Source organism: uncultured Roseobacter sp., assembly GCF_947493125.1.
Classification (GTDB): domain Bacteria; phylum Pseudomonadota; class Alphaproteobacteria; order Rhodobacterales; family Rhodobacteraceae; genus Roseobacter.
In genome coordinates this window covers 51,235-65,147 of sequence record NZ_CANLQB010000009.1, presented here as the reverse complement: position 1 = coordinate 65,147, position 13,913 = coordinate 51,235, and the positions used below count along the sequence as shown (strand labels likewise).

The following is a 13,913-nucleotide window of genomic DNA, read 5'->3' as shown; positions in this document are numbered from 1 at the left end:
TCTCCGTCGTGCGAACGTTCCTACACGGGCAATAATTGGCTGCGGTCGCGAAACACGCAACGCCCACTTCCACGTCAGCCGTCTCAATGACCGCTTTCGTCCGGGGCGTGGGCGTGGCTGGAAGAGACATCTGCACGACCGCTCACGTGACGCGATTCCGGCTGTTGAGCGACCGCGCGGCGTTGACTGCCACTGGCTGCGCGATCAATCGGCGAGCGCGCGCACCTGAGCGACGCTCTCGCGGGGCAGCGCCGCCAGCATCTCTGTCACGCTCTGTCCCAGCGCGGGGTGCACCCAATCGGGCGCCACATCGGCCAGCGGGACAAGCACGAAGGCGCGCTCCTGCACGCGTGGATGCGGCAGGATGAGCTGGTCCGGAGCCGTCTCGATCTGCGCTTTGAGCGGCAACGCGCGCCATCTGGCATGGGTGTCCGGGTCCGGCAGCAGCAAATCGCCCATGCCGATCAGGTCGAGATCGAGGCTGCGGTCCGCCCACCTCTTGACACGGGTCCGGCCCATCTGCGCCTCGACCCGGTGCAGGGCCGCAATGACGTCGCCGGGCGGCAGATCGGTCTCCACGCTGATCGCCGCATTTACGTAGTCTGCACCATTTCCCGGCGGGAAGGCCGGGGTCCGGTACAAACGGCTGCGGGCGCGAATCACCCCGAGGCATTTTGCGGCCGCCTCAATGCCCTTTTGCACCACCACAGATGGGCTTCCCTGTTCCGTTGAGCGATTTGACCCTAGGGCAACCAGCGCAATTGTTCGGATTTGTGGCAGTTTTTTGCCTGTTTGGGGCGGGAGTGTCTCTTGCGGCAAGATCAAAAAACCCTATTTTTGAACTGATCGGTTCGCTCAATAAGTAATCAAATTGTTTCATGAGCACCAGCGACCGGCCCCATCGGAAGGACCCAAAATGTTTTACAAGGACGAACGGCTCGCGCTGTTCATCGACGGCTCGAATCTCTACGCCGCGGCGAAGTCTCTGGGATTTGACATAGACTACAAGCTGCTGCGTCAGGAGTTCATGCGTCGGGGCAAGCTGCTGCGTGCGTTCTACTACACGGCCCTTCTGGAGAACGACGAGTATTCGCCCATTCGCCCTCTGGTTGATTGGCTGAACTACAACGGCTTCACCATGGTGACCAAGCCCGCGAAGGAATACACCGACAGCATGGGCCGCCGGAAGGTCAAGGGAAACATGGATATCGAGCTTGCGGTGGACGCCATGGAATTGGCGCCGCGGGTCGATCACATTGTGCTGTTCTCGGGTGACGGCGATTTCCGCCCGCTGGTGGAGAGCCTGCAGCGACAAGGTGTTCGCGTCTCGGTTGTCTCGACGATCCGCAGTCAGCCGCCGATGATCTCCGACGATCTGCGCCGGCAGGCGGACAATTTCATCGAGTTGGACGAGCTGAAGGACGTGATCGGGCGCCCGCCCCGCGACGTGCCGGACGCGGCCAACGGCTGACCTGCTGCGACGTCGCTCTGGACGCTCGCCGCCCAAGGGCGTACCTCTGGTGACATGACCGGAGCGTGCAGATGACGAAACCCCCTTTGACCCTCTATCTCGCGGCCCCGCGCGGCTTTTGCGCGGGCGTGGACCGCGCCATCAAGATCGTGGAAATGGCGCTGGAAAAATGGGGCGCGCCGGTCTACGTGCGCCACGAAATCGTTCATAATAAATTTGTGGTTGACGGGCTGCGCGAAATGGGTGCGGTGTTTGTCGAGGAGCTGGATGAGTGCCCCGATGACCGGCCGGTGATCTTCTCCGCCCATGGGGTGCCGAAGGCAGTGCCCGCCGCCGCCGCCGCGCGCGAGATGATCTATGTGGATGCCACCTGCCCGCTGGTCAGCAAGGTGCATATCGAGGCGCAGCGGCATTCCGACAATGGATTGCAGATGATCATGATCGGCCACGCGGGCCATCCCGAGACCGTGGGCACCATGGGGCAGCTGCCGGAGGGCGAGGTTCTGCTGGTCGAGACGGTGGAGGATGTGGCCACCGTCTCGGTGCGCGACCCGGAGCGGCTGGCCTATGTGACCCAGACGACGCTGAGCGTGGATGACACCGCCGATATCGTTGCGGCACTGCAAGCACGCTTCCCGGCCATAGTGGGTCCACACAAGGAAGACATCTGTTACGCCACCACCAACCGGCAGGAAGCGGTGAAGGCGATGGCGCCGCATTGCGATGCGATGCTGGTGGTGGGCGCGCCGAATTCGTCGAACTCCAAGCGGCTGGTCGAGGTCGGCGCGCGCGCGGGCTGTGACTATGCCCAGCTGGTGCAGCGGGCGAGTGACATCGACTGGCGCGCTTTGGAGGGCATCCGCAGCATCGGGATCACCGCCGGGGCCTCGGCGCCCGAGGTTCTGATCAACGAGGTGATGGACGCCTTTTCCGAACATTATGACGTGACCCGCGAGGTGGTGGAGACCGCCGTTGAAAACGTCGAATTCAAGGTTCCACGTGTGCTGAGGGTGCCCGCATGATTTCGCTGCAATTTCTTCTGACCGCCATTGTTGTCGTGCTGGCCCCCGGGACGGGCGTGATCTACACGCTGGCGCTGGGGTTGGGCCAAGGCCGCGTGGCGGCGCTCTGGGCGGCTCTGGGCTGCACCTTCGGGATCGTGCCGCACCTTGCGGCGGCAACCTTGGGGCTGGCGGCGGTGCTGCATACCTCCGCCGTCCTGTTTACGGTCGTGAAGGTCGCGGGCGTGGCCTACCTGCTCTATCTTGCGTGGCAATCGCTGCGCTCGGGCGGGGCGCTGGCGATCTCGGCGGATCGCAAGGTCGAGAACGGCTGGCGCATCGCCCGGCGCGGTGCGCTGATCAACATCCTGAACCCGAAGCTGTCGATCTTCTTTTTGGCGCTCCTGCCCCCGTTCCTCTCCGGCAACCCGGCCACGGCCACGCTGGAAATGACCGTCCTGGGGGCGATCTTCATGGCGCTGACCTTCGCAGTCTTCGTGCTCTATGGCCTCTTTGCGGCGCAGGCACGCAGGTGGCTGCTGGGCTCGGAGGCGGTGATGCGCTGGCTCAACCGCTCCTTCGCGGCGATCTTTGCAGCGCTTGCGGGTCGTCTGGCGCTGGAGCGGGCGTGAGCGACTGGATCAGTTTTGACGCCGTGATCACTCCGATGGAATGGGGCAAGAACACCTACACCGTGTTGCGCCTGCCCGATGACGTGGCAGCGGCGCTGCAAGCGCGGGGCGCGCGCCGGGTGGAAGGCGAGTTGAACGATCACCCGGTGAACCTCGCGCTGACCAAATCGCCCGCCATCGACGGCGTGTTCCTCTACACCGGCAAGGCGCTGCTGCGCGAGACCGGCCTGGAACCCGGTGAGGTCTTTGAGGCGCGGTTGCGGCCCGCATCGCCCGATGAGGTCGAGGTGCCGGAGGATGTGATGGCTGCCCTGCGCGGTGCAGGGCGTGCCGCCGAGTGGGCCGCCCTGACGCCCGGCAAACAACGCGGGATGCTGCATCATGTGACGGCCGCGAAACGCCCCGAGACGCGGGCCAAGCGGATCGCCGGACTGGTGGACGGGTTATGAGCCGCATTCCCACCGCACCGCTGATCCTTGGGCTTGCCGGGCTCGTCCCCTTTGTCTGGGGCGCGGCGACCTACGTGAACGGCCCGCTCGCGGCCTGGGGCGCCGAGGCGCTGGGGCCGCGGTTCGTGGGGCCTTACGTACAGCTCTTCTACGGCTCGGTGATCCTGTCGTTCATGTCGGGCGTGCTCTGGGGCTTTGCCACCAAGACCTCCGGCGCGCGGGCGGCGACGGGCTATGCGCTCTCGGTCATCCCGGCGCTCTGGGCGTTCTTCATGACCGGCGGCGGGCCGACAACGGCGGCGATGAACCTGATCTTCGGGTTTCTGGGCCTGCTGGTGCTGGATTTCGCCTTCTCGCAATGGGGGCTGACGCCGCGCTGGTGGATGGCGCTGCGGGTTTTGCTGACCACCGTGGTGGTCGCGTGCCTCGTGGTCACGGTGATCTGATGAGTGATGCGGAAACCCTGAAGGTCTATGCGGAACGGGCGCAGGACTATGCGCGGCGGTTTTCGGGTGGCAGCGCACAGACCCCCCATTTGAGGGCCTTCATTGAGGCCCTGCCAGAGGGTGGCCATGCGCTGGATCTGGGCTGTGGACCGGGCAATTCTGCCGCTCAGATGGCTGCGGCGGGGTTGCAGGTGACAGCCTTCGATCCGGTGCCGGAGATGGTGGCGCTGGCCAACGCGCATTCGGGCGTGGACGCGCGGGTGGCGGGGTTTGACGATGTCATCGGCACCGATCTTTATGACGGCATCTGGGCGAATTTCTCGCTGCTGCATGCCCCGCGTGGCGACATGCCCCGGCATCTGACGGCGATTGCCGAAGCCTTGAGACCCGGGGGGCGTTTTCACATCGGCATGAAGACCGGGACAGGCGAAAAGCGCGATCCCATCGGGCGGCTTTACACCTATTACACCGATGCGGAGCTGACCGGGCTGCTGGCGGACGTGGGGCTGACAGTGACCGACCGGACAACGGGGCGCGAAAAGGGCCTTGACGGTGTCGAAGCCGACTGGATATGCCTCGCCGCTCATGGCTGAGCTTTTTGCATATACCGACGGCGCCTGTTCGGGCAATCCGGGCCCCGGCGGCTGGGGCGTGCTGCTGCGCGCCATGGAGGGCGAGGCTGTGGTGAAGGAGCGTGAGCTCAAGGGTGGCGAGCCAGAGACCACGAACAACCGCATGGAGCTGCTGGCGGCAATCCACGCGCTGGAGAGCCTGAGCCGCCGCAGCACGATCACCATCGTGACCGACAGCAACTACGTGAAGAATGGCATCACGGGCTGGATCTTTGGCTGGAAGAAGAACGGCTGGAAGAATGCCGCAAAGAAGCCTGTGGCCAATGCCGAGTTGTGGCAGCGGCTGGATGCGGCGAACGCGGCCCATGACGTGACCTGGAAATGGGTCAAGGGCCATGCGGGCCACCCGGAGAACGAGCGCGCGGACGAGCTGGCGCGCGCCGGCATGGCGCCCTTCAAGAAGGCTGCCGGTGCGTGAGGTCGCCTGCCCGGTCGCGCTGCATCTCGACGGGGTGCCGCGACGGATCGCGGCGTTTGAACACCCTCTCGCCGGGTTGCAGCTGGTGAAAGGCGGGATCGAACCGGGGGAACGGCCCGAGCGGGCCGCGGCGCGCGAGCTGTTCGAGGAAAGCGGGCTGGAGACGCGGGCGGCGATTTATCTCGGCGAGAGTACGGAGATCGACACGGGCGCGCGCTGGCATTTCAGCCTCTGCCGGTTGGCGGGGCCTCTGCGAGAGCGCTGGCAGCACCATTGCGCCGACGATGGCGGGCATCTCTTCCGCTTCTTCTGGCTGGAGCTGGACGCGCCCCTGCCGGAGCGGTTTGCGCCGCCCTTTCGGCGTGCCGCCCTTTGGATCAGGAGGGCGCTGTGAGCCTGATTGGGTTTCTGGATTACGCCTCGGTCTTTATCTTTGCGCTCACGGGCGCGCTGGTGGCGTCGCGCCAGCAGCTCGACATCGTGGGCTTCGCCTTTGTGGCCTGCCTGACGGCGGTGGGCGGCGGTACCGTGCGGGACGTGCTGCTCGACCGCAATCCGATCTTCTGGATCGCGCAGCCCGCCTATATCGGCGTGGCCTGTGCTGCGGCGTTGCTGGTCTTTCTGACCGCGCATCTCTTTGAGAGCCGGCTGAAGACGCTGATCTGGTTGGACAGCTTTGCATTGGCCGTGGCGGTGCCTGCGGGCACCGGCGTGGCGCTGGCGCTGGGGCAGCCGGTGCTGGTGGTGGTGCTGATGGGCACGATCACCGGCTGCATGGGCGGGCTGTTGAGGGACGTCGTGCTCGACGATGTGCCGCTGGTGCTGAAACAGGGGGAGCTTTACGTGACCGCGGCCTTTGCGGGTGCTGCGGTGGCGGCCTTTGCGCGGCCCTATTTCCCGGATGCGCTGGTGCCGCTGATGCTCTGCGCGGGGGTGACATGGGCGCTGCGGGCGGGCTCTCTGGCCTTCGGATGGCGCCTGCCGGTCTACAAGAGCCGTCCGCCGCGCAGCTAGGCAATGCCGGACGAGAGCGCCGGGCGCAGTGGTCGTGCGGTCAACCCGATCGCCTTGCATCAAATGAGATGTGAGGCAGAGGACCCCGAGACCACTGCGCTCCTGCCCGAGCATGCGGCGGGTCCGACGCGGGATGGAGCGCCGACGGATATCAGCGCAGGCGCGAGGACATGGGCGCGAACGCGTGCCGCAATCGCGCCGGTGAGGAGATAGGCCGCCCTGCGCTCGCCCGCTGACGGCGGCCCCCCTGTTCGAGGGCCGGCGGCCTGCGCACCTGCGAGAGTGCAGCCCGCTGTCAGAGCGCTTCGGCCTTGGCGAGAGAGTGCACGTCATCGACACGGGCGGCGTCGAGATCCGCCTCGGAGATGCCGAATTCCGTCTCCAGCAGATCTTCGACACCGCGCACCAGCGCCAGCGCGTCGAGCCCGTAGTACCGCATGAGATACGCGCGGGAGCCGCCATGCGCATAGGTGTCCTTGAGCCCCAGCCGGATCAGCCGCTTGCCGACGCCGGCATCGGCCATGGTCTCGGCCACGAGGCTGCCGATGCCGCCCTCGGTCACGTGGTTTTCCAGCGTGATCACGCCAGAGCGGACCGAGGCGATATGGTCGAGCAATGCCGCGTGATCGAAGGGTTTGATCGTGTGCAGATGCAGGTGCCGGATGCTGAGCCCCGCCTTGGTCAGCGCCGAGCGGGCGCGCAGGGCCTCTTCGGTGGTGATGCCGGAGGTCACGACGAGGATGTCGTCGCCCGGGGACAGCTCGCGCATCTCGCCCACGCGGATCGGGGTGTCGAAGAGCCGGGGCACGGTGCCGCGCAGAATGCGGCACCAGACCGGCCCGTCGATGCTGTCGGCGGCGGCGCAGATGCTTTCGACCTCGGTGGCATCGCCGGTCTCCAGGATGGTCATATTGGGGATCGAGCGCATGACGGCAATGTCCTCAATGGACTGATGCGTCATGCCGCCGGGCGTGGTGACACCGGGCAGGAACCCCATCAGCCGGACCTTGCGCCGGGGGTACGCGATGGAGGCCATCAGCTGATCGTAGGGTCGGCGGTACATGAAGACGCCGAAGGTGTGCACGAAGGGCCGGAACCCGGCGAGGCCTAGCCCGCCGGCGAAGCTCATCATGTTCTGTTCGGCCATGCCGAGGGAGAGGAACTGGTCCGGGTGGCGGTCGCGGAAGCCGTCGATTTCGCAGGAGGAGGTCAGATCCGCCGAGAGGCAGAGGATGTCCGGGTTGCCGGCGGCGAATGTCTCGAAGGCCCTGGCATAGGGGCGGTTGACCATCTCTACCATGATGCGGGACCTCTCACTGTGCGTAGTCGATGGGATCGACGCCGAGATCGGCAGCAATCGACACATTGAAGCGGGCGCGTTCCTCGTCGGATTTGAAGCGCACGTAGTGCAGGCGCGGAAAGCGTTCCTCCAGGATCGGCATACTGTGGAACGGGTTGGTGCGCGCGAGGATGATCAGCGGCTTGCCCGCGTGCGGTTCACGGACCGCATCGCGCATGGCGCCGAGGTCGTGGCCGTCGATCTCGATGCAGGCGGCGCCGAAGGTCTCGAACTTGGTGCGGATGTCGCCGACCTCCATCACCGAGGACATCGCGCCGTCGCATTGCTGGTCGTTCACATCCATGATCGCCTTGACCTCGATGCCGTGGAAGGCGCAGGCCTGCACCGCCTCCCAGGTCTGGCCCTCCTGCACTTCGCCGTCGGACATGAAGACCCAGGTGCGCCCCGGCTCACCGCGGCGTTTGCGGCCCCATGCGAGCCCTGCGGCGGTGGAGAGCCCGATCCCGAGCGTGCCGTTGTGCACCTCCATGCCGGGGCTGTGTTCGGCGCCGATCATCTCCACCGAGGAGCCGTCCTGATTGAACATCTCCAGCCCCTCGGGCGCCATCCGCCCGACCTCGATCAGCGTGGCGTAGGCGACGAGCGCGTAATGCGCCGGGGCGATGAACAGGCGGTCGAACTCGGGTGCTGCGGGCCCGTTGTAGCCCGCGCCGGTGTGATAGCCCGCGTTCTCCGCCGACGGCACGCCGCCGAAGGGTTCGGGGATCAGGGGCAGCGTGGGCGCGCCGAGCGTCAGCTCTTCATTGTAAAGCCAGGCCAGCTGTTCGGCCGCCGAACAGGCCTGGCTGAGATAGCCGCCATTGTTCCGGATCGAATGCTCAAATACTCTGCGCCGGATCCCGAGAGCGACGTCTTCGGTGGTTTTTTCATTCCGCATGGCGTCCTCGCGAATACTTTACAAAAGTCAGTATTTCTATCATATGTAAAAGTCAAGGACTCACGATGGCTGAGAAACGGTTTATGGCATACACCGCGTCCCACTGGGGCACCTATCGACTGGACGGCGCGGGGGGCCTCATACCGCTTGAGGACGATCCCAACCCCTCGCGCATCGGGCGCGGCTGGGTCTCGGCGGCGCGCGATCCCGGCAGCCGTGTGCAGGCGCCGGTGGTGCGGCGCGGCTGGCTGGAGGGCGACAGCGGTGAGGCGCGCGGCGCGGATGAGTTCATCACGCTGGACTGGGCGGAGGCCAGCCGCCTGGTGGCGCGGGAGATCACGCGGGTGCGTGACACCCACGGGAACGGCGCGATCTTCGGCGGCTCCTATGGCTGGGCGAGCACGGGGCGGTTTCACCACGCGCAAAGCCAGATGCGGCGCTTTCTCAACCTTGCGGGCGGGTATGTCAGCTCGCGCGAGACCTATTCGCACGCGGCGGCGGAGGTGCTCTTTCCGCATATCATCGGGCTGAGCAACCGCGCCTTTCAGGACGAGATGACTAGCCTGCGCCTGGTGGGGGACCACTGCGATCTGCTGCTGGCCTTCGGCGGGATCTCCGAGCGCACCGCGCAGATCTCCTCCTCCGGCGTGGCGCGGCACGACATCGGCCTGCCCCTGGCGCGGCTGCGGGAGCGCGGGGCGCGGGTGATCAATATCTCGCCGCGCGGGTCCGACATGCCGGGTGCCGAATGGCAGTCGATCCGGCCCGGCACGGACACGGCGCTGCTGCTGGCGCTGACCTATGAGGTGGTCGCGGCGGGTCAGGCGGATGAGGCATTCCTGCAGCGCTGCACCAGCGGCTGGCCGATCTGGCGCGCCTATCTGTTGGGGGAGGCGGATGGCGTGGCGAAATCAGCCGACTGGGCCGCGCCGCTCTGCGATATCCCGGCGGCGCGGATCCGGGAGATCGCCGCCGCGCTGGCCGAAAGCCGCAGCATGATTGCGGTGAACTGGGGCCTGCAGAGGGCCGATCACGGCGAACAGGTGCTCTGGGCGGCTCTTGGGCTGGTCTGCGTCCTGGGGCAGATCGGCCAGCCGGGCACGGGCTTTGCCTTCGGCTACGGCTCGACCACCCATGTGGGGCGGGCCGCGCGGCTGATCGACTGGCCGTCGCTGCCGCAGGGCCGGAACCCGGTGGATGAGTTCATTCCGGTCGCGCGCGTTGCCGATATGCTGCTCACCCCCGGCGGCGCCTACCGCTACAACGGGGCGACGCGGCGTTATCCGGACATCCGGCTGATCTACTGGTGCGGTGGCAATCCGTTCCACCACCATCAGGATCTGAACCGTCTGGAGACCGCGTGGCGGCGGCCCGAGACCATCGTTATCCAGGATCACAGCTGGACCGCCACGGCGCGGCGCGCGGACATCGTGCTGCCTGCCACGAGCCCGCTGGAGCGGCGCGATCTGATGATGAACCGGCGCGATCCGTCGCTGTTCTTCATGTCACCGGCCTTCGCACCGATGGGCGCGGCGTGGGATGACTATGATATTTTCCGCGGGATTGCCCGCGAGATGGGGCTGGAGGCGGCCTTCACCGAAGGGCGCGACAGCGACGGCTGGCTGCGCCATCTCTGGGGCGCGGCCCAGTGCGTGGCGCAGCAGGAGGGCATCGCGCTCCCCGGGTTCGACGGGTTTGCCGAGGCCGGGCGTTTCGATGTGCCGGACGCGGAGGAGGACCGGATCGCCTTTGCCGGGTTTGTCGCCGATCCGGAGGGCGCGCCGCTGGCCACGGAGAGCGGCAGGATCACCCTGCATAACGCGACGATTGACGGCTTCGCGCTGTCCGGCTGCCCCGGGCACCCAACCTGGATACCGCCGGTGGAGTCGCTTCTGGCCGCACAGAGCGACGAGCTGCATCTGATCTCCGGCCAGCCCGACACAAGGCTGCACGGGCAGAACGATCGCGGCAGCGAGGCGCTGGCGGATAAGATCGCGGGGCGGGAGCCTGCCTATCTGCACCCCGAGACCGCAGCAGCGCGGGGAGTGCAGGAAGGGGATATCCTGCGGCTCTGGACGGCGCGCGGAGCCTGTCTGGCTGGGCTGCGGCTGGACCCGCTGCTGCGCCGGGATTGCATCGCGCTAGCGACGGGGGCGTGGTTCGACCCGCAGATCATCGACGGCGCGCCGCTGGAGGTGCATGGGAACCCGAATGTGCTGACCATCGACCGCGGGTGTTCGGAGCTCAGCCAGGGCAACATGGCCCATACGGCGCTGGTGCGGGTGGAGAAGTGGACGCGCCCGCTGCCGCCGCTCACCATTGATCGGCCGCCGACGATCCGGCCGGCCGAGGGCGCGCCCGCGGAGGGCCGCATATGACGGCGCTGTGGGTGGGGCTGGATGTGGGCACCACGGCGGTGAAGGCCGCCGCCTATACGCCGGACGGCGCGCAGATCGCCCAGGCGGAGGCCCCCAATGCGGTGATCCAGCGCGCCGGGGGCGAGAGCGAGCAGGACATGGCGCAGGTCTGGCAGACGGTCTGCGCCGTGCTCTCCGATCTGGCCGGGAAAAGCGCCGGGGCGCAGTTCGCCGCGCTGGGGGTGGCGGCGCAGGGCGATGGGCTCTGGTGCGTGACCAAAGACGGCGCGCCCGTGGGCCCCGCGATGCTGTGGAACGACACGCGCACCGCGGAGGATCTGGCCGCGCTGACCGAGCGCGGTGCGACGGCGGCGATTGGCCGGGGCTGCCACACGTCGCTGTGGTCGGGCACCTCGGGCATGCTCTGGCGCTGGCTGCGCGACCAGCGCCCGGAGGTGGCCGCGCGGACCGCGCATGCGGTGACCTGTGCCGATTGGATCGGGCTTTGCCTGACCGGGCAGATCGCGACCGATGTCTCGGATGCGTCGATCCCCTTTCTCGACTTCGCCGCCCGCGGCTATTCCGAGGCGCAGATGGCGGCGCTGGACTGCGCGGACATCGCGCCGCGGCTGGTGGCGCCGCGCCGGGCGGATGAGACGCTGGGCGGGCTGACACCGGAGGCGGCGCGCGCGACCGGGTTACCGGAGGGGGTGCCGGTGGCCGTCGGCACGCTCGATCTGTCGGCGATGATCGTCGGCATGGGCATGGACCAGCCCGGCCAGACGATGATGATCCTGGGAACGACGGCGGTGGTGAACATCCTCACCGACCGGGTGACACCGGCAGATGCGCCGGTGGGCGCCAGTGTCCTGCACCCCACATCGGACGTGGTGATCCGGGTGCTGGCCCCCACCACCGGAGCGGCAGCCTTTGACTGGTTCGCGGGGCTGCATCCCAAGAGCCTGGGCGGCGCCTCGGTGGGCGACGTTGCCGCGCGGATGAATGCGCTGGTCGAGGCGGTGCCGCCCGGATCGAACGGGGTCACCTTCCTGCCCTATCTGAACGGTGAGCGCGCGCCCTTTGTCGCCCCGGACATGCGCGGCGCCTTTCATGGGCTGTCGGCGACCACCACGACGGGGGACATGGGCCGCGCGGTGATGGAGGGCGCCGCCCTCAGCCTGCGCCATTGCTTCGAGGCGGAAGGCGGGCTGCCGACGGCGCCCGTACAATTGACGGGGGGTGGCGCGCGCAACCCGGTCTGGAGCCAGATCATCGCCGATGTCATGGGCCAGCCGGTTCTGGTGAGTGCCGCTTCCGATCACGGGCTCTGGGGCGCGGCGGCGCTGGGGGCCGCGGCCGCCGGCCATGGCGAAGCCGTGGCGCTGGCCGCCCGACGCGCCGAGGCGCAGGAGACCTATACGCCGCGCGACCACGACCGCTATGGCCCGGTCTTCGCCCGCTATCACACCATCGCCCAGCATCATCGGATGCTGCAGGCGGAGCTTTCATCTCTGCGCAAGGAACAGCCATGACCCGAACCATGCAGGCCGCCGTCCAATACGCCATCGACGATATCCGGTTGGAAGAGCGCCCGGTGCCACAGATCGGACCGGGCGAGATGCTGATGAAGACGCTGGCCTGCGGGCTCTGCGGCGGCGAGACCATGGCCTGGTACAAGTCCGAGCCCAAGGTGCTGGGCCATGAGCCGGTGGGCGAGGTGGTCGAGGTGGGTGCCGGGGTCACGGAGTTCGCCGTGGGCGACCGGGTCTTCGTGAATCACCATGTGGGGCGGATCAATTCGCATCTGTCACGGCGCGGGCATTTCACCCGAGACCCCTTCTACAAGTCCATGACGCTCGACCCAGGCGGTGTCTGTGAATTCTACCGGGTGACGGCGCAGCATCTGGCGATGGATGCGCACAAGATCCCCGAGAGCCTCTCGACCGAGGCGGCGGTCACCATCGAGCCGTGGTCCTGCGTGCTCTCGGGGCTCAAGGTCTGCCACATCCAGCCGGGTGACACGGTGGCGGTCGTCGGCGCGGGGTTCATGGGGCAGGGTTTCGTGCATCTGGCGCCGCTCTTCGGGGCGGGTAAGGTCGTGGCGCTGGACTTCTCGGACTGGCGGCTGGCGCGCGCGCAAGAGTTCGGCGCGACCCACACGATCAACCCCAGGACCGAGGACGCGGCGGCGGCGCTGCGCGCGCTCAACGGCGGGCGGCTGGCCGATACGGTGATCGTGATAGCGCCTTTTGCGGAGGCCTGGGCGCAGGCGCTGGCGCTGGTGGAGGTGGGGGGCTGCCTGCATCTCGGCGCGCCGCTGCCGCCCGAGACCGACTGGGTGCGGGACGGCAATGCCGCCTATTTCGACCAGATCACCGTAACCTCGCGCTACTCCTCCGATCACACCGATACCTACAGCTATCTGCGGCTGCTGGAGGCGGGGCGGATCAAGGCCGATCAGGCGATCTCGCACCGCTTCGACATCGCACAGTCGGCGGAGGCCTTCCGCCTGCTGGTGGAGGCGGAGACCTCGCTGAAGATCGTCGTTTATCCGCATGGGGTGCCCCGAAACCAAAGGGAGGTGGCGTGATGCTGGAGGCGCTGAAGGAAGAGGTCTGCGAGCAGAACCACGAGCTGCCGCGCAACAGGCTGGTGGTGGGATCAGGCGGCAATGTCTCGGGCCGCGATCCCGAGACCGGGCTGGTGGTGATCAAGCCCTCGGGGGTGAAGTTCTCCAAGCTGACGCCGGAGACGATGGTGGTGGTCGATCTCGACGGGCGCATCGTGGAGGGGGAGATGAAGCCGTCGGTGGACACCGGCATTCACCTCTACATCTACCGGCACCGTGCGGATGTTCGCGGCATGTGCCACACCCATTCGCCCTATGCCACGAGCTTCGCCGCACGCGGCGCGCGCATTCCCGCGGTGCTGACGCCGATCACCCATATTCTGGGGCGCGACGTGCCCTGTTCACGCTATGCCACGCCGGGCGAGGTCGACACCGGTCAGGCGATTCTGGAGGCGGCGGACGGCGGCATGGCGGTGCTGGTCAAGGCGCATGGCGTCTTCACGATGGGCGCCTCGGCGACCGAGGCAACCTCGGTGGCGATGTATCTGGAAGAGGCCGCCATGACGACCCATCTGGCGATGCTGCACGGCACGGTGGAGGAGCTGCCGCAAAAGGAGATCGACCGATGCGCGGCCTGGTTCCGGCAGAACTATGGCCAGTCCGGGGAAAAGGACGTAAATTCCTGAG

At 67.2% G+C, this 13,913-nt stretch carries 16 protein-coding genes; 13 read left to right on the top strand and 3 right to left on the bottom strand.

Annotated elements, in window-relative coordinates; translation table 11 throughout:
- Positions 1-204: 204 nt before the first annotated feature.
- Positions 205-819, bottom strand: coding sequence for a 2-amino-4-hydroxy-6-hydroxymethyldihydropteridine diphosphokinase (folK, locus tag Q1A71_RS18835; RefSeq protein WP_366140310.1), 615 nt, complete (start codon positions 817-819; stop codon positions 205-207).
- Positions 820-916: 97 nt separating this feature from the next.
- Between folK and Q1A71_RS18830 the strand changes: the two genes are divergently transcribed.
- The 9 genes from Q1A71_RS18830 to Q1A71_RS18790 all read left to right on the top strand — a co-directional run bounded on the left by Q1A71_RS18830 (position 917) and on the right by Q1A71_RS18790 (position 6,063).
- Positions 917-1,471 carry an NYN domain-containing protein gene (locus Q1A71_RS18830; protein ID WP_299680090.1) on the top strand — a complete coding sequence of 185 codons (555 nt, stop codon included), beginning with the start codon at positions 917-919 and terminating at the stop codon, positions 1,469-1,471.
- 71 nt (positions 1,472-1,542) lie between these two features.
- Complete coding sequence (gene ispH / locus Q1A71_RS18825) at positions 1,543-2,493, top strand: 4-hydroxy-3-methylbut-2-enyl diphosphate reductase (RefSeq protein WP_299680087.1); 951 nt, start codon at positions 1,543-1,545, stop codon at positions 2,491-2,493.
- Positions 2,490-3,104, top strand: a complete 615-nt coding sequence (locus tag Q1A71_RS18820) for a LysE family translocator (protein ID WP_299680084.1) — start codon at positions 2,490-2,492, stop codon at positions 3,102-3,104. Before ispH ends, Q1A71_RS18820 begins: the two co-directional genes overlap by 4 nt.
- On the top strand, positions 3,101-3,553 hold the full coding sequence (locus tag Q1A71_RS18815) for a YdeI/OmpD-associated family protein (protein WP_299680081.1): 453 nt from the start codon (positions 3,101-3,103) through the stop codon (positions 3,551-3,553). Before Q1A71_RS18820 ends, Q1A71_RS18815 begins: the two co-directional genes overlap by 4 nt.
- The gene (locus Q1A71_RS18810) at positions 3,550-3,999 is read left to right on the top strand and encodes a DUF3429 domain-containing protein (protein ID WP_299680078.1); all 450 of its coding nucleotides are present in this window, start codon (positions 3,550-3,552) and stop codon (positions 3,997-3,999) included. Before Q1A71_RS18815 ends, Q1A71_RS18810 begins: the two co-directional genes overlap by 4 nt.
- A complete protein-coding gene (locus Q1A71_RS18805; RefSeq protein WP_299680075.1) occupies positions 3,999-4,592 on the top strand; it encodes a class I SAM-dependent methyltransferase in 594 nt (197 codons plus the stop codon). The genes Q1A71_RS18810 and Q1A71_RS18805 overlap by 1 nt, the downstream gene beginning before the upstream one ends.
- Positions 4,585-5,049 (top strand): ribonuclease HI, encoded by a 465-nt coding sequence (gene rnhA, locus Q1A71_RS18800; protein WP_299680606.1) that lies wholly within the window; start codon positions 4,585-4,587, stop codon positions 5,047-5,049. Before Q1A71_RS18805 ends, rnhA begins: the two co-directional genes overlap by 8 nt.
- A complete protein-coding gene (locus Q1A71_RS18795; RefSeq protein WP_299680072.1) occupies positions 5,042-5,443 on the top strand; it encodes an NUDIX domain-containing protein in 402 nt (133 codons plus the stop codon). Before rnhA ends, Q1A71_RS18795 begins: the two co-directional genes overlap by 8 nt.
- A complete protein-coding gene (locus Q1A71_RS18790; protein ID WP_299680069.1) occupies positions 5,440-6,063 on the top strand; it encodes a trimeric intracellular cation channel family protein in 624 nt (207 codons plus the stop codon). The genes Q1A71_RS18795 and Q1A71_RS18790 overlap by 4 nt, the downstream gene beginning before the upstream one ends.
- Before the next feature lie 295 nt (positions 6,064-6,358).
- Here Q1A71_RS18790 and Q1A71_RS18785 read toward each other — a convergent pair whose 3' ends face one another.
- Both Q1A71_RS18785 and Q1A71_RS18780 read right to left on the bottom strand, forming a co-directional pair.
- Positions 6,359-7,363 carry a transketolase C-terminal domain-containing protein gene (locus Q1A71_RS18785; RefSeq protein WP_299680065.1) on the bottom strand — a complete coding sequence of 335 codons (1,005 nt, stop codon included), beginning with the start codon at positions 7,361-7,363 and terminating at the stop codon, positions 6,359-6,361.
- 13 nt (positions 7,364-7,376) lie between these two features.
- Positions 7,377-8,300 (bottom strand): thiamine pyrophosphate-dependent enzyme, encoded by a 924-nt coding sequence (locus Q1A71_RS18780; RefSeq protein WP_299680062.1) that lies wholly within the window; start codon positions 8,298-8,300, stop codon positions 7,377-7,379.
- Between the two features lie 65 nt (positions 8,301-8,365).
- Between Q1A71_RS18780 and Q1A71_RS18775 the strand changes: the two genes are divergently transcribed.
- From Q1A71_RS18775 to Q1A71_RS18760, 4 genes are read left to right on the top strand one after another with little or no spacing between them, the layout of a single operon-like run.
- Complete coding sequence (locus tag Q1A71_RS18775; protein WP_299680059.1) at positions 8,366-10,678, top strand: molybdopterin-dependent oxidoreductase; 2,313 nt, start codon at positions 8,366-8,368, stop codon at positions 10,676-10,678.
- On the top strand, positions 10,675-12,189 hold the full coding sequence (locus tag Q1A71_RS18770; RefSeq protein WP_299680056.1) for an FGGY family carbohydrate kinase: 1,515 nt from the start codon (positions 10,675-10,677) through the stop codon (positions 12,187-12,189). Before Q1A71_RS18775 ends, Q1A71_RS18770 begins: the two co-directional genes overlap by 4 nt.
- Positions 12,186-13,247, top strand: a complete 1,062-nt coding sequence (locus tag Q1A71_RS18765; protein ID WP_299680053.1) for a zinc-binding dehydrogenase — start codon at positions 12,186-12,188, stop codon at positions 13,245-13,247. Before Q1A71_RS18770 ends, Q1A71_RS18765 begins: the two co-directional genes overlap by 4 nt.
- Positions 13,247-13,912, top strand: coding sequence for a class II aldolase/adducin family protein (locus Q1A71_RS18760; RefSeq protein WP_299680050.1), 666 nt, complete (start codon positions 13,247-13,249; stop codon positions 13,910-13,912). Before Q1A71_RS18765 ends, Q1A71_RS18760 begins: the two co-directional genes overlap by 1 nt.
- The last annotated feature ends 1 nt before the right edge of the window (position 13,913 follow it).